Here is a 14,639-nt window from a genome sequence, read left to right as displayed (position 1 = left end):
ACCTGCACCTGGGGCAGGCGCTCGGCACGGGCGCCGGTCCGGCGCCGGCCGGGCCCGCGGCGTGGGCGCTCATCGACTTCGAGGGGGAGCCCGCGCGTCCGCTGGCCGAACGCCGGGCGCCCCAGCCCGTCGCCAGGGATGTGGCGGGCATGCTGCGCTCCTTCGACTACGCCGCCTGCCACCGGGACCCGGACGGTCCCGACGCCCCCGCCGCCCGCGCCTGGTCGGCCGCCAACCGCGCGGCCTACTGCGCGGGTTACGCGCAGGTCAGCGGCCGCGACCCGCGCGAGGACGCCGTCCTGCTGCGGGCCTACGAGACGGACAAGGCCGTCTACGAGGTGCTGTACGAGGCCCGCAACCGGCCCGGATGGCTGGGCGTCCCGCTCTCCGCCATCCGCCGGCTGGCCGCGCCGCGCCTCTCCGACTGAACGTTTCCGCAACCCTCCCGCCCACACCCCCATACCCCCACACCCCGGCCCCCCGGCACCTGGAGGAGCACGTGACCCGCGACCACCGCCCGGCGCCCGTCCCCGCCACGTTCCGGAAGGGCCGTGACCGGGGCCGCGGCGAGGCCGCACCCGCACGGCAGGGGCCGCCCCCCGCGCCCCGGAACCGCCGGCTGCCCGCCGCTCCCCCGCTCCCGGAGCAGGACCGGTCCCGGCTGCTGGCGGGCACCCACCACGACCCGCACGCGCTGCTGGGGGCCCACCCGGTGCCCGGCGGGGTGGCGGTGCGCACGCTGCGCCCGTTCGCCGCGTCCGTCACCGTCACCGGCCCCGGGCTGCGGGCCGAGCTGTGCGGCGAGGGCGACGGCCTGTTCGCGGGCGTCCTGCCGTGGGTGCCCGAGGCGCTCCCGCCGTACGAGCTGGTGATCCGGTACGGGGCCGGGCCGGGCGAGGACGAGGTCACCACGGCCGACCCCTACCGGTTCCCGCCCACGCTCGGTGAGCTGGACCTGCATCTGATCGGCGAGGGACGGCACGAGGAGCTGTGGCGGGCCCTGGGGGCGCGCCCGATGGTCCTCGACGGCGTGCGCGGCACCCGGTTCGCGGTGTGGGCTCCGAACGCGCGGGGGGTGCGCGTCGCCGGGGACTTCAACCACTGGGACGGGACGGCGGCGCCGATGCGGTCGCTGGGCGCGAGTGGGGTGTGGGAGCTGTTCTGGCCCGGTGTCGGCGAGGGCGCGCTCTACAAGTTCGACATCGCGCGGCCCGACGGCTCCCGCACGCTGCGGGCCGACCCGATGGCACGGCGTACCGAGTGCCCGCCCGCGACGGCGTCCGTCGTCGAGGCGTCCGCCCACAGCTGGCGGGACGCGGACTGGATGGCCGCACGGGCGCGGGCCGCGCCGCACCGCGAACCGCTGTCCGTCTACGAGGTGCACCTGCCCTCCTGGCGTCCGGGCCTCGGCTACCGCGAACTGGCCGAGCAGCTGCCGCGCTATGTGCGGGACCTCGGCTTCACCCACGTGGAGCTGATGCCGCTGGCCGAGCACCCGTTCGGCGGCTCGTGGGGCTACCAGGTGACCGGCTTCTACGCGCCCACCGCCCGGCTGGGCACCCCGGACGACTTCCGGTACCTGGTCGACGCGCTGCACCGGGCCGGGATCGGCGTCCTGCTGGACTGGGTGCCCGCCCACTTCCCCAAGGACGCGTGGGCGCTGGCCGCCTTCGACGGGACGCCGCTGTACGAGCACCCCGACCCCCGGCGGGCCGAGCACCCGGACTGGGGCACGCTGGAGTTCGACCTGGGGCGGCGCGAGGTGCGCAACTTCCTGGTGGCGAACGCCGTGTACTGGCTGGAGGAGTTCCACATCGACGGGCTGCGGGTGGACGCCGTCGCCTCGATGCTCTACCTCGACTACTCGCGCGGCGAGGGCGAGTGGACGCCGAACGCGCACGGCGGACGGGAGAACCTGGACGCCGTCGCCTTCCTCCAGGAGATGAACGCCACCGTCCACCGCCGCTGCCCCGGAGTGATCACCGCCGCGGAGGAGTCCACCGCCTGGCCCGGCGTCACCCGCGCCACCCACCACGTGGGCGAGGGCGGTCTCGGCGGACTCGGCTTCGGCTTCAAATGGAACATGGGCTGGATGCACGACTCGCTGGCGTACATGAGCAAGGAGCCGGTGCACCGCAGGTACCACCACGGCGAGATGACGTTCTCGATGGTCTACGCCTACGCCGAGAACTACATCCTGCCCGTCTCCCACGACGAGGTGGTGCACGGCAAGCGCTCGCTCGTCTCCAAGATGCCCGGCGACTGGTGGCAGCAGCGCGCCGGCCACCGCGCCTACCTCGCCTTCATGTGGGCCCACCCGGGCAAGCAACTGCTGTTCATGGGGCAGGAGTTCGCCCAGGGCGCCGAGTGGTCGGAGAGCCACGGGCCCGACTGGTGGCTGCTGGACCCCTCCTACCCCGCCGAGCCGGACCACCGCGGCGTCCGCGACCTGGTGCGGGACCTGAACGCGGAGTACCGCGCCACCCCGGCCCTGTGGGAGCTGGACACCGATCCGGCGGGGTTCTCCTGGGTGCTGGGCGACGCCGCGGACGACAACGTGTTCGCCTTCCTCCGGTTCGCCGCGGACGGCGGCCCCCTGCTGGCGGTCAGCAACTTCTCCCCCGTCCGACGCGAGGGCTACCGGCTGGGCGTCCCCGAGGGGACCCGCGCCTGGTGCGAGGTGCTCAACACCGATGCCGTGCGGTACGGGGGCAGCGGCGTCGTCCATCCGGGTCCTCTGCCGGTGGAGGGCGTGCCCGCGCAGGGGCGGGACCGGTCGGTGGTGGTGACGCTGCCGCCGCTGGCGACGGTGTGGCTGCGGCCGGGCTGAGACGCACCCCGGCACCCGGGGAAGCAGGAAGGGGGGCCGCCCGAAGGCGGCCCCCCTTCCTGCCGTACCGGCGCCGCCGGACGGCTACACCGTGGCGTCCGCCTGCGGGTGGGGCTGGGAGGGGACCTCGTGCGGGCCCTCCCCGTGCTCCCCGTACTCTCCGTGCTCCTGTGCGGCCAGGGTCTGCTCGTCGAAGGGGACCCGGCCCGCGAGGACCTCCTTGACCCGCGAGGAGTCGATCTCCTTCGTCCAGGTGCCGACCAGCACCGTGGCCACCGCGTTGCCCGCGAAGTTGGTCAGGGCGCGGGCCTCGCTCATGAAGCGGTCGATGCCGACGATCAGACCGACGCCGTCCACCAGTTCGGGCCGGTGGGACTGGAGGCCGCCCGCGAGGGTGGCCAGCCCCGCGCCGGTGACCCCGGCGGCGCCCTTGGAGGCGATGAACATGAAGATGAGCAGCGAGATCTGCTGGCCGAGGCTGAGCGGGTCGCCCATGGCCTCGGCGACGAAGATCGAGGCCATCGTCAGGTAGATCATCGTGCCGTCCAGGTTGAAGGAGTAGCCCGTCGGCACGGTGATGCCGACGACGGGCTTGCTCACCCCCAGGTGCTCCATCTTCGCGATCAGCCGCGGCAGCGCCGACTCGGACGAGGAGGTGGACAGGATCAGCAGGAACTCCCGGCCCAGGTACTTCAGCAGCGCGAAGATGCTGACCCCGGCGACCAGCCGCAGGATCGTCCCCAGGACCAGGAAGACGAACAGGAGACAGGTGACATAGAAGCCGATCATGATGACGGCGAGGGACTTCAGCGCGTCCACGCCCGTCTCCCCCACCACGGCGGCCATGGCGCCGAAGGCACCCACCGGCGCCGCCCACATGACCATGGCCAGCACCCGGAAGACCAGCTTCTGGATGTGCCCGATGCCGCGCAGCACCGGTTCGCCCGCGCTGCCCATGGCCTGGAGCGCGAAGCCGACCAGCAGCGCGACCAGCAGCGTCTGGAGGACCTCACCGTGGGTGAAGGCGGAGACCAGGGTGGTGGGGATCATGCCGAGCAGGAAGTCGGTCAGGCCCTCGCCGCCCTTGGCCTGCGAGGCGCCCGCGTCCCGCGCCGCCTCCGTCAGGTGCAGCCCGTGGCCCGGCTCCAGCACGTTGCCGACGACCAGTCCGATGGCGAGCGCGACCAGCGACATGACCAGGAAGTAGCCGAGCGCCAGCCCGCCGACCGCACCGACCTTGGCCGCCTTGCGGACCGAGCCGATGCCCAGCACGATCGTGCAGAAGATGATCGGCGAGATCATCATCTTGATCAGATTGACGAAGCCCTCACCGAGCGGCTTCAGCTCCGTCGCCACACCCGGTGCCGTCAGGCCGAGGATCACACCCAGCACCACCGCGGCGATCACCGCGAGGTACAGATAGTGGGTCCGGTCCCGCTTCACCCGTGGTGCGTCCGGCGCAGCGCCCGCTGCGGCCTGCTGCGGTGTCCTCTTCGACACGTCGGCGGCTCCTCGTTGCTGGTCACTTCACGGTGATCCCCGCGTCACGTTCCAGGGGGAAGTGTTCATCGGGGATTTCGATCGTGTTGAGTCCCGGTGACTATGCACCACGGTGAGACGGGCGTCACCCTTACGTGCATTACGTGCACGAAACCAGCCACGGCAGACTGAGGGCATGCGCGTCCCCCGCCTCCCCCAGCCCGTGCGGCCCCGCCCGCGCAGCCTGGCGGGGCAGCTCTTCGCCGTGCAGGTGGTGCTGGTCGCGGCGGTGGTGGCCGGGTGCGCCGTCTTCGCGTACCTGTCCGGCAAGGCGCAGGCCCGGGAGTCGGCCACGCACCGTGCCCGCGCGACGACCCAGGCGGTGGCCGATTCCCCCTCCGTCCGCGAGGCGATCCGCTCCCCGGACCCCTCCCGCCGGCTCCAGCCGTACGCGGAGCGCGTCCGCCGCGACACCGGGGTCACCTTTGTGACGATCATGGACACGAAGGGCACCCGCTGGACCCACCCGGACCCGGACCGCATCGGGGAGCGCTTCGCCGGCCACATCGGGCCCGCCCTGCGGGGCCGCACCTTCGACGAGACCTACACCGGCACACTCGGCCCCTCGGTCCGCGTGGTGACCCCTGTCCGCGCGGGCGGACCGCACAGCCGGATCGTCGGACTGGTCAGCGCGGGCATCGCCGTGGACACCATCGGCGCCCAGGTGCGCGAGCAGCTCGCCGCGCTGGTCGCCGTGGCGGGCGGTGCCCTGGCCCTCGGAGGGCTGGGCACCTATGTGGTCAACGCCCGGCTGCGCCGCCACACCCACGGCATGAACGCCGCGGAGCTGAGCCGGCTGCACGACTACCACCAGGCGACGCTGCACGCGGTCCGCGAGGGACTGCTGCTGCTGGACGGCGACGGCAGGGTGGCCCTCGCCAACGACGCCGCCCGCGACCTGCTCGGCCTCACCGAACGCAGCGGACCCGCGGGCCGCCCGGTCACCGCACTCGGCCTCCCGCGCGAGCTGACGCAGGCCCTGCTGGCGGCCGGACCGCGCAGGGACGAGGTCCATCTGACCGCGGACCGGGTGCTGGTCGTCAGCACCTCCCCGGTGGACGGCGGCGAGCGGCGCGGCACCGTGGTGACCCTGCGGGACCACACCGAACTGCGCGCCCTGGCCGGGGAGCTGGACTCGGTCCGCGGGTTCGCCGAGGCCCTGCGCTCCCAGGCCCACGAGGCGGCCAACCGGCTGCACACGGTCGTCTCGCTCATCGAACTGGGCCGCGCCGGGGACGCGGTCGCCTTCGCCACCGAGGAACTCCAGCTCGCCCAGGCGCTGACGGACCGGGTGGTCAGCGCCGTTGGCGAACCCGTGCTCGCCGCGCTCCTCCTGGGCAAGGCCGCGCAGGCGAGCGAGCGGGGCGTCGAGCTGACGCTGTCCGACGACAGCCAGGTCGCCGACACGCCCGGCCTGCCCGCCCGCGACCTGGTCACCGTGCTGGGCAATCTGATCGACAACGCCATCGAGGCGCTGACCGGACCGCCCCCGGGCGGCGCGGAGGACCCCCCGCCCCCGTCCGGCCAGGACCCGCCGGGCGGCGGGGCCGCGCCCCGTGTCACCGTCACCCTCCGGCACACCCCGGACGGCCGCCTCCTGCTGCGGGTGGCCGACAACGGCCCCGGGCTGCCCGCCGGGAGAGCCGAGCGGATCTTCGACCGCGGCTGGAGCACCAAGCCCGGCGGCAGCGGCATCGGCCTGGCCCTGGTCCGGCAGACGGCCCGCCGCCACGGTGGCACCGTGCACAGCGGCCGACCGGCGGGCGGCGGGGCGGAGTTCACCGTGACGCTCCCCGTCCCGGACCCGGTCCCCGCCCCCGTTCCCGCCCCGCGGTCAGGAGCGCACCCATGAGCTACCGGGTCCTCGTCGTCGAGGACGACCCCGTGGCGGCCGACGCGCACGCCCTCTACGTCTCCCGCGTCCCGGGCTTCACGGTGGCGGCCACGGCCCACTCCCGCGCGGAGGCGCTCCGCGCGCTGGAGGACGACGGCCAGGCATCCCCGGTGGACCTCATCCTGCTGGACCTCTACCTGCCGGACGGCAACGGTCTCGACCTGCTCCGGGCGCTGCGCGCCGCGGGCCACACGGAGGACGTGTTCGCGGTGACGTCGGCGCGGGACCTGACGGTGATCCGCGAGGGCGTCTCCCTCGGTGTCGTCCAGCACGTGCTGAAGCCGTTCACCTTCCGCACGCTCAGCGACCGGCTGCTGCGGTACGCCGACTTCCGGGCGACGGCCGAGCGGCACGGCGAGGCGGTCAGCCAGGACGAGGTGGACCGGGCGCTGTCGGTGCTGCGGGCCGCGCCCGCCGCCTCCGCGCTGCCCAAGGGGCTCAGCGCGCCCACCCTGGCGGCCGTGACGTCCCGGCTGCGCGGCGCCGGTGCGGACGGGCTGACCGCGAGCGAGGCGGCGAACGCGCTGGGAGTCAACCGGATCACCGCGCGCCGGTATCTGGAACACCTGGTCGCCGCCGGCCACGCCCACCGGCGGCAGCGCTACGGACAGGTGGGGCGCCCCGAGCACCACTACCTGTGGCGGGCGGCGGACCGGGGCCCAGAGAGCGGACAGTAGAGCTTCCTGCCGATTCCGAACACCCTTCTGTCTTCACCGATGCGCGGCGGCCGGGTCCTGGTGGGCGATGGAGGTCGGCCCGGGGCCGACACCTCCGCGGCGGCGCGCCCCGCAGGGCGCCCCGGTGCGCGCGGGCGCCGCTCTGAGCCCCGTCACGGTTATTGACCGTGACGGGGCGGTCGCGCCACGGTACGGAGCAACCGCCTGGCTGGAGGAGGATGCCCGTGCGTCCCACCGCTTCGCTGACCCTCGTGTGCGCCGCGGCCCTGGCCGCCGGAACGCTCACCGCCTGCGGCGGTGGCGGCGGCGCCGGGGACGAGAACACCGTGCGGATCGCCTTCCACAAGGAGACCGACACCAAGGTGACCTTCCGCGACGACTATCTGAAGCGGGTCGCCAGGGAGTTCGAGAAGGCCAACCCCGGCAAGAAGGCCCGACTGGTGCCCATCCAGGCGCCGCAGCAGGACTACTACACCAAGATCCAGCAGATGATGCGCTCCCCGAGGACCGCACCGGACCTGGTCTACGAGGACACCTTCCTCATCAACTCCGACATCAAGAGCGGCTCTCTGCGCCCCCTCGACGACCGCCTGGCCCGATGGGACGCCTGGAAGCAGTTCGAACCGGCAGCCAAGCGTGCCGCCACCGGCGCGGACGGCAGGACGTACGGGGTACCGGACGGCACCGACACCCGCGGCCTGTGGTTCAACAAGAAGCTCTTCCACAAGGCCGGGCTGCCCGCCGACTGGCGGCCCCGCAGCTGGCACGAACTGCTGGAGGCGGCCCGCACGCTCAAGAAGAAGCTCCCCGGTGTCGTCCCGCTCAACGTCTACGCGGGCAAGGGAGCGGGCGAGGCGACGGCCATGCAGGGCTTCGAGATGCTGCTGTACGGCACCGGCGAGGACCCCCTCTACGACCCCGGCGCCAAGAAGTGGGTCAAGGGCGGCAAGGGGTTCCGCGACAGCCTGGAGTTCCTCGACACCGTCCGCCGCGAGAAGCTGGGCCCCGACGCGTCGCAGGTCGTCGACCCGAACGTGACCACGGACGTGGCCACCCAGCTGCTGCCCCAGGGGAAGCTGGCCATCGCGCTGGACGGGTCGTGGCTGAGCCAGCACTGGATCGAGACCAGCGGCGGCAAGCCGTGGCCGAAGTGGCGCGAGACGATGGGCCTGGCCCCGATGCCCACCCAGCACGGGCAGGCACCGGGCGAGGTGAGCATGTCCGGCGGCTGGACCTGGTCGATCCCCCGCAGATCGCAGAACCCCGACCTGGCCTGGAAGATGATCCGCACGCTGCAGGCCAGGAAGAACGCGGTCGAGTGGTGCGTGAGGGGCTCGCAGGTGGCGGTGCGGCGGGACGTGGCAGAGGACCGGCGCTACCTCACGTCCACGCCGGGCATCGCGTTCTTCACCGCGCGCGTGGCCAGGACCCACTACCGCCCCGCGCTGCCCGTCTACCCGCAGGTCTCCACCGCCCTCACCGAGGCGACGGAGGCCGTGGCCACCGGCGCCGCCTCGCCCGAGGCGGCGGCCGAGGAGTACGACGAGGCGCTGGAGGGCATCACCGACGGCGCCACCGTCACCCGATGACCACCGCCGCCGACCGCCTGGCGGCGGCCCGCGCCCCGGTGGCCCGGCCGCCGCGCCGGACCGGCCGGCGGTGGCTGCGCTGGCTGCCGCTCGCCCCGGCCACGGTGGTGCTGCTGCTCTTCCTCGCCGGGCCGATCGCCTACTGCGTGGCCACCGCCTTCACCGACATGCGGCTGACCGGCCAGGAATCCGCCTCGTTCGTGGGCCTGGACAACTTCACCCGCGCGTTCGGCGACGCGCACTTCCGCAACGCCGTCGTCCTCACGCTCGTCTTCACCGTCGTCTCCTCGCTGCTCGGCCAGAACACCCTCGGCCTGGCCCTCGCCTCGCTGATGCGGCGCTCCTCGAAGGCGGTGCGGACGGTGACCGGCGGCGTGGTCATCGGCGCCTGGGTGCTGCCGGAGATCGTCGCGGGCTTCCTGCTCTACACGTTCTTCCACCGGGACGGCCAGCTCAACGCCCTGCTGGAGCGGCTGCACCTGCCCGGCCAGAACTGGCTGTTCACGGCGCCGATCCTGGCGGTCTCCTTCGCCAACGTGTGGCGCGGCACGGCGTTCTCGATGCTCGTCTACTCCGCCGCGCTCGCCCAGATCCCGCAGGAGGTCACCGAGTCGGCGCTGGTGGACGGCGCGAGCGGCCGGCAGCGGCTGTGGCACATCACGCTGCCGATGATCCGCCGCTCCATCGGCACCAATCTGATGCTCAACACGCTGCAGACGCTCTCGGTGTTCGGGCTGATCTGGGCGATGACCAAGGGCGGCCCGGCACACCGCAGCGAGACCCTGCCGGTGTTCATGTACGACCAGGCGTTCACCAAGTCCCTCATCGGCTACGGGACGGCGGTGGCCACGCTGCTGCTCGTGGTCGGCGCCCTCTTCTCGCTGCTGTACCTGCGGCTGCTGCGCGACGAGGCGGACACGTGAGGCCCGGCAGGCCCGGCACGGCCGGCCGCCGGGCCCGGGTGCCCGGCGGCCGGGTGGGGCGGGCCGCCGGGCGGTGCTGCGGGGTCCCTCGGTCAGCCCTGGGACGAACGGCGCTTGCGCGCGAAGACGACGAGAGCGCCACCGACCACGACCACGGCGGCCGCGATCCCGGCGATCATCGGGGTGTTGCTGGACGAACCGGTCTCCGCCAGGTCCCCGCCGCCGCCCTGGGGCTTCTCGGCCGGGGCGGCGCTGCTGCTGGTCTCCGGAGCGCTCGGAACGGGCTTCTCACTGGCGCTCTGCGACGGGCTGGCGCTCGTGCTCGGCGACGGCGAGGAGGACTCCGGCGTGCTGGGGGACGGAGTCGGGGTGGGCTTGCCGTCGTCGCAGACCGGGGCGGTCTTCGTCTCCGGGCCCCAGTTGAACTTGGCGTCGTCCGAGGCGACGACCTGCGCCGTCACCTTGAGCGGCGCGGTGTGCTCGGGCAGGTCGACCTTCTTGGTGTAGGTCTTGCCGAAGGTCTCGTCGATCAGCGTCTTGTCACCTGCCTTGACGGTGACCTTGTTGCCGCTGTCGGCGTAGGCCTTCAGGTCGATCGAGACCGAGTCACAGGTGACCGACCACTGGGGGGTGTGCGCCTGGGCGGGCACCGCGGCTATGGCGGTACCGACGAACGCCGCGGCGCCGGCCGCCGCGATGGCGACCGACCGCTGCCATCTGAGGCGCAGTGCTGGCTGAGCTGTCATCGTTTCCCTTCCGGTAGGACCGCGCCGCGCACAGAACCCGCACGGCGGGTGACAGCACGGTACTCGCCTCCACAACCCGTGACACACCCACCCCGGAATATCCAACTTCTCCGCACGAAACCACAGTTGCGCACAGCTCGGCCACCGGGACATGTCCGCAGGTCGCAGCCGTCGCGCGGGCCCACGGGAAGAGAGGTTGCGATTCGGTGAAGACCCACGCGCGCCCCCGGGTGTCCCGCACCGCGCGCAGACGGCTGGCGGCGGACGCGGGACTGCTGGTGGTCGCCGCCGCGTTCGCCGTGCCGCTGGCGTGGCTGGTTCTCGCCTCCCTCGACGCGGAGGCGACGCTGCGGGTCCGGCCGCCCGAGAAGCCGACGCTGGAGAACTTCTCCGCCGTCCTGACCGACGAGACCACCTTCACCCCCGTGCGCAACAGCCTGGTGCTGTGCGGCGGCGCCACCGCGCTGACGGTGGTGTGCGCCGCGCTGGCCGCCTACCCGCTCTCGCGCTACCGGTCCCGCCTCAGCCGCCCCTACCTCCTCGGCATCCTGTTCGCCACCTGTCTGCCCGTCACGGCCGTGATGGTGCCGGTCTACGGCCTGTTCGTGCAGACCGGCCTCATCGACACCCTGTACGGCACGGCGCTCTTCCTGGCCGCCTCCCAACTGCCGTTCGCCGTCTGGCTGATGAAGAACTTCATGGACTCGGTGCCCACCGTGCTGGAGGAGGCCGCGTGGACGGACGGCGCCTCGTGGTGGCAGACGCTGCTGCGTGTCGTCCTGCCGCTGACCGGGCCGGGGGTGGCCGTCGTGGCGATCTACAGCTTCGTGATGATGTGGGGCAATTTCTTCGTCCCGTTCATGCTGCTGCTCAGCCCCGAGCAGATGCCCGCCTCGGTCAGCATCTTCACCTTCTTCGGCAACTACGGCGCCGTCGTCTACGGCCAGCTCGCCGCCTTCTCCGTGCTCTACTCGACCCCGGTGATCCTGCTGTACGTCCTCATCTCCCGCAGGCTCGGCGGAGGCTTCGCCCTCGGCGGCGCCGTGAAGGGGTGACGGGGGACGGGGAACGGGAAACGGGGTGACGGGGCGTCAGCGCAGCGGCGCGGAGGCGACCCTCCGCCCGGCGCCGCGTCCCGTCCGCGGTCCGGGCGCCGGATTCGTCGCGGACCCGGCCGGGGTCGTCGCGGACCCGGCCGGGGTCGTCGCGGACCCGGCCGAGTCGGTCACCGCGGCGGTCAGGGCGCGCAGCAGCGCGGTGTCCGTGCCGCGCCGGGTCACCACCGCCAGCTCGGAGGGCGGCAACCCGTGGACGGGGACGAAGGCGAGGTCCGCACGGGCGTGCGCCTCGGCGGTGGGGCGGCACAGCAGCATGCCGCCGAGTCCCGCCGCCGCGCTGGCCAGCCCCTCCTGGAGCGTGGAGACCCGCGGCCCGCGCGCGACGGCGCGGCCCCGGGGGGTGCGCGGCGGGGCCTGGTAGTCGCGCCAGTAGGCCGGGGCGGGCGGCGCCGCCGCGATCAGCGGGCAGTCGGCGAGTTCCTCCACGTCCACCGCCGCCCTCCCGGCGAGGGGATGGCGCGGGGAGACGGCCAGCGTCCAGGGCTCTTCGGCGAAACCGGGCCCGACGACCAGATCCGGTTCCTCGACGGGCAGCAGCACCACGGCCGCGTCCACCTCGCCGCGCCGCAGCGGCCCGAACGGGTCGGCCATGGTCACCTCCACGATGGCCGTCTGCACCCGCGGATGGCGGGCGTGGAAGAGGGCGAGGGCCGCCGTCAGCCGGTGGCCGGCGCTGCCCAGGAAGCCCAGCCGCAGCCGGCCGGCCACGCACCGGGCGGCCTCCCGCGCCTCCTGGACGGCGTCGCTCAACTGCCCGTAGGCGGGCCTGAGCCGCTCCAGGAAGCGCTCGCCCAGCGGTGTCAGGGCGACCCGGCGGCTCGTCCGCTCCACCAGCCGCGCCCCGATGCGGCCCTCCAGGGAACGCAGCAGCTGGCTGACCCTGCTCTGCGACACGTACAGCCGCTCGCCGGTGCGGCCGAAGTGCAGTTCCTCCGCGAGGACGAGGAAGCACTCCAGTTCCCTCAGCTCCAGCGTCCCTGTCCGCTCCAGCGTCCCCGTCCGCTCCGGCGTCCCCGTCCGCATGACCTCGTCCAACCCGGCCTCCCTCGACCCCGGCCCGCCGTATCGATGAGCCACGCTCATAGAAGGATGAGAACTCCGCCGTTGTTCCCGCCGGTCGCCCGGCGAAGGCTGGAGGCATGACAAACACCCTCACCCCCTCCCCCGCGCGGGGGAGGGACGGCACCCCGTCGCGCCCCTGGCCGGCGGTCATCGCCCTCACCGGGGCGACCTTCTCCATGATCACCGCGGAGATGCTGCCCGTCGGGCTGCTCACCCCCCTGAGCGAGGGGCTGCACGTCTCCGAGGGGTCCGCCGGGCTGACGGTGACGCTCACCGGGCTGGTCGCCGCACTGTCCGCACCCGCCGTACCGCTGGCGCTCGGCCGGCTGGACCGGCGTATCGCGGTCGTCGGCCTGCTGGCCCTCCTCGCCCTGGCGAGCGCGGTCTGCGCGGCGGCGCCCGTCCTCCCCGTCCTGCTGGCCGGCCGGGTGCTCACCGGCATCGCGCTGGGCGGCGTCTGGGCGCTCGCCGCCGGACTCGTCGTCCGGCTGGTGCCCGGCCCCCGCGTGGGGCGCGCACTGGCCACGGTGTTCGGCGGCATCGGCCTCGCCTCCGTGCTGGGTGTCCCCGCCGGCACCCTGATCGGCGAACTGGGCGGCTGGCGGTCGGCGTTCGCCGCGACGGCCGCCCTCACCACGGTGGTGGCCGTCGCACTCGCCCTGCTGCTCCCCCGCCTCCCCGCCGAGGCACCGGCACGCCCCGCCGAACTGGTGCGGCTGCTCGGCAACGGGCGGCTGTGCGCCGGGCTGCTCTTCGTCACCCTCCTGGTGACCGGCCACTTCGCCGCCTACACCTACGTACGGCCGGTGCTGGAGCGGCTCTACGGTGTCGAGCCGGACCTCATCAGCGTCCTGCTGCTCACCTACGGCGCCGCGGGCGTCATCGGCAACTTCACCGCCGGATCGCTGGCGACCCGCTCCCCGCGCGCCACCCTGCTGACCCTCGGCGCCGGCATCGCCACCGCCACCGCCCTGCTCACCACGGGCGGCCACACCAAACCGCTGGCGGTGACCCTCCTGCTGCTGTGGGGGCTGACCTACGGCGGCGTCTCGGTCAGCTCCCAGAACTGGGTCCTGGCCGCCGCCCCCGCCGCCCGCGAACCCGCCTCGGCCCTGTTCGCCTCCGTCTTCAACGCCGCCATCGCACTGGGCGCCCTGGTCGGCGGCCGGGTCGTGGACGCCAGCGGACTGCGGACGGTGCTGTGGGCGGGCGCCGCGCTCGCCCTCGCCGCGCTGCTCGTCCTCGCCCTCACCAGACGACCGACGGGCGAACGCCACGCGGACACCGCCTGAAGCCCGCCACACGGAGCGGTCACGCCCCCGTGCGACCGCCCCTGCCCCCCGGTTCCCTCCCCTGGGGAGGCCCGGCGGGCGACGGACCCCGCCCCGGCCGCGACGTCGCCGTCCGGACGTTCCTGCCGCGGTCCGGTGTCCTCGCGGCTGAGGACACCGGGAACCGGCCCGCCGCACGAGCACAGCCGGCTTCGCGGTAGCCGTCGCCTGCGCCCTGCTGCTCGTCACGGGGCTGGTGGGCCGGCCGGAGGACGGGCACCGAGTGGGCGGCCGGAGGCGGTGAGTTGTCACACCGGCCGACGGCCTACCGCGAGCAGGTGCGAGCTGGCGGCCAGCAACTCCGGGTAGGGCTCGGCCATCCTCGCCGCCGTCAGTGCTGACTGGAACAGCCCTGAACCGATCACCGACTCTTCGGTGTACTGCTCGGTCGCCTTGAGCATGGCCCACGTCGGGCCCTCGATCCCGAACACCTCGGCGCTGTGGAACCCGGCGTGCCCGGCACGCACGCCCGTTGGCTCGTCAAGGACGGATACGCGGTGCACCTTGTGGACCCGGTGCCCAGGCATGTCGAGACGGCGCGCCACCTCGCGACCACGGCCGACGTGGGCGACGCCCGGGACCTCCAGGAGCCCGACCTCCAGGAGCCCGACGCCGCATCAGGGGGACGCGGAAGACGTCGGGATCATCGTCGTCATCGAACGCGGCTCCGGCCCGCCCGCCGCGGCGTCCGCATGCCTGCCCCGCGCGCGGAAGATCTCTTTCCCCTACGCCCGGAGGCCGAGGAGGCCGTCCAGGCGCTGGAGGGGCGTGCGGCCGCGGGCGGCAGGACAGGAGGGCGTACCCGCGCCAGGAGCGGGGGCGTTGACCGGGTACCGGCTGATGGCTGACCGGCGGAGCGGGCGGGCCCGAGCCGGCCCGTACCCGCCCGCCTCGAAGACCGACCCGGGTGGAGGGAGCCCACGGCCCGGG

General features: G+C 73.8%; 10 protein-coding genes and 2 pseudogenes. 8 read left to right on the top strand and 4 right to left on the bottom strand.

The genetic code is table 11. The features are described 5' to 3' along the window. Both FM076_RS23405 and glgB read left to right on the top strand, forming a co-directional pair. Positions 1-428 (top strand): annotated as a pseudogene (locus FM076_RS23405) (maltokinase N-terminal cap-like domain-containing protein); the annotation flags it as partial. Beyond that, positions 368-2,830: a 1,4-alpha-glucan branching enzyme gene (glgB, locus tag FM076_RS23400; RefSeq protein WP_173872913.1), complete on the top strand. Its 2,463-nt coding sequence runs from the start codon at positions 368-370 to the stop codon at positions 2,828-2,830. The pseudogene FM076_RS23405 and the gene glgB, both read left to right, overlap by 61 nt. 84 nt (positions 2,831-2,914) lie before the next feature. On the opposite strand, the gene FM076_RS23395 is transcribed toward glgB, so the two are convergent. Next, positions 2,915-4,330 carry a cation:dicarboxylate symporter family transporter gene (locus tag FM076_RS23395; RefSeq protein ID WP_345945180.1) on the bottom strand — a complete coding sequence of 472 codons (1,416 nt, stop codon included), beginning with the start codon at positions 4,328-4,330 and terminating at the stop codon, positions 2,915-2,917. Positions 4,331-4,505: 175 nt separating this feature from the next. Between FM076_RS23395 and FM076_RS23390 the strand changes: the two genes are divergently transcribed. From FM076_RS23390 to FM076_RS23375, 4 genes are all read left to right on the top strand, one after another. After that, positions 4,506-6,221 (top strand): ATP-binding protein, encoded by a 1,716-nt coding sequence (locus FM076_RS23390; RefSeq protein ID WP_173872912.1) that lies wholly within the window; start codon positions 4,506-4,508, stop codon positions 6,219-6,221. Continuing rightward, entirely contained in the window at positions 6,218-6,940 is a 723-nt protein-coding gene (locus FM076_RS23385; protein ID WP_173872911.1) for a response regulator, read from the top strand. Before FM076_RS23390 ends, FM076_RS23385 begins: the two co-directional genes overlap by 4 nt. 224 nt (positions 6,941-7,164) lie before the next feature. After that, complete coding sequence (locus tag FM076_RS23380; RefSeq protein WP_173872910.1) at positions 7,165-8,529, top strand: extracellular solute-binding protein; 1,365 nt, start codon at positions 7,165-7,167, stop codon at positions 8,527-8,529. Continuing rightward, positions 8,526-9,452 (top strand): carbohydrate ABC transporter permease, encoded by a 927-nt coding sequence (locus tag FM076_RS23375; RefSeq protein ID WP_173872909.1) that lies wholly within the window; start codon positions 8,526-8,528, stop codon positions 9,450-9,452. The genes FM076_RS23380 and FM076_RS23375 overlap by 4 nt, the downstream gene beginning before the upstream one ends. 92 nt (positions 9,453-9,544) lie before the next feature. On the opposite strand, the gene FM076_RS23370 is transcribed toward FM076_RS23375, so the two are convergent. Further along, positions 9,545-10,198, bottom strand: coding sequence for an LAETG motif-containing sortase-dependent surface protein (locus FM076_RS23370; protein ID WP_173872908.1), 654 nt, complete (start codon positions 10,196-10,198; stop codon positions 9,545-9,547). 206 nt (positions 10,199-10,404) lie between these two features. Between FM076_RS23370 and FM076_RS23365 the strand changes: the two genes are divergently transcribed. Beyond that, positions 10,405-11,253: a carbohydrate ABC transporter permease gene (locus FM076_RS23365; protein ID WP_345945179.1), complete on the top strand. Its 849-nt coding sequence runs from the start codon at positions 10,405-10,407 to the stop codon at positions 11,251-11,253. Between the two features lie 36 nt (positions 11,254-11,289). Here the strand turns inward: FM076_RS23365 and FM076_RS23360 are convergent, their stop codons facing one another. Next, positions 11,290-12,339, bottom strand: coding sequence for a LysR family transcriptional regulator (locus FM076_RS23360; protein ID WP_173874952.1), 1,050 nt, complete (start codon positions 12,337-12,339; stop codon positions 11,290-11,292). A gap of 116 nt (positions 12,340-12,455) precedes the next feature. Between FM076_RS23360 and FM076_RS23355 the strand changes: the two genes are divergently transcribed. After that, entirely contained in the window at positions 12,456-13,670 is a 1,215-nt protein-coding gene (locus FM076_RS23355; protein ID WP_173872907.1) for an MFS transporter, read from the top strand. A 287-nt stretch (positions 13,671-13,957) separates the two neighbouring features. Here FM076_RS23355 and FM076_RS23350 read toward each other — a convergent pair. Continuing rightward, a pseudogene (locus FM076_RS23350) lies at positions 13,958-14,161 on the bottom strand (SAM-dependent methyltransferase); the annotation flags it as partial. Positions 14,162-14,639 lie beyond the last annotated feature (478 nt).

The sequence above is a fragment of the Streptomyces albus subsp. chlorinus genome, from assembly GCF_013302895.1.
GTDB classification, from domain to species: domain Bacteria; phylum Actinomycetota; class Actinomycetes; order Streptomycetales; family Streptomycetaceae; genus Streptomyces; species Streptomyces chlorinus.
The sequence above is the reverse complement of the archived record's forward strand: the minus strand, read 5'-3'. Positions and strand labels throughout refer to the sequence as shown.

Excerpts from the sequence above, each read along its gene's own strand:
- glgB (WP_173872913.1), top strand. The coding sequence starts at position 368 with ATGGCTGGGCGTCCCGCTCTCCGCCATCCGCCGGCTGGCCGCGCCGCG.
- FM076_RS23390 (WP_173872912.1), top strand. The coding sequence starts at position 4,506 with ATGCGCGTCCCCCGCCTCCCCCAGCCCGTGCGGCCCCGCCCGCGCAGC.
- FM076_RS23385 (WP_173872911.1), top strand. The coding sequence starts at position 6,218 with ATGAGCTACCGGGTCCTCGTCGTCGAGGACGACCCCGTGGCGGCCGAC.
- FM076_RS23375 (WP_173872909.1), top strand. The coding sequence starts at position 8,526 with ATGACCACCGCCGCCGACCGCCTGGCGGCGGCCCGCGCCCCGGTGGCC.
- FM076_RS23370 (WP_173872908.1), bottom strand. The coding sequence starts at position 10,198 with ATGACAGCTCAGCCAGCACTGCGCCTCAGATGGCAGCGGTCGGTCGCC.
- FM076_RS23360 (WP_173874952.1), bottom strand. The coding sequence starts at position 12,339 with ATGCGGACGGGGACGCCGGAGCGGACGGGGACGCTGGAGCGGACAGGG.
- FM076_RS23355 (WP_173872907.1), top strand. The coding sequence starts at position 12,456 with ATGACAAACACCCTCACCCCCTCCCCCGCGCGGGGGAGGGACGGCACC.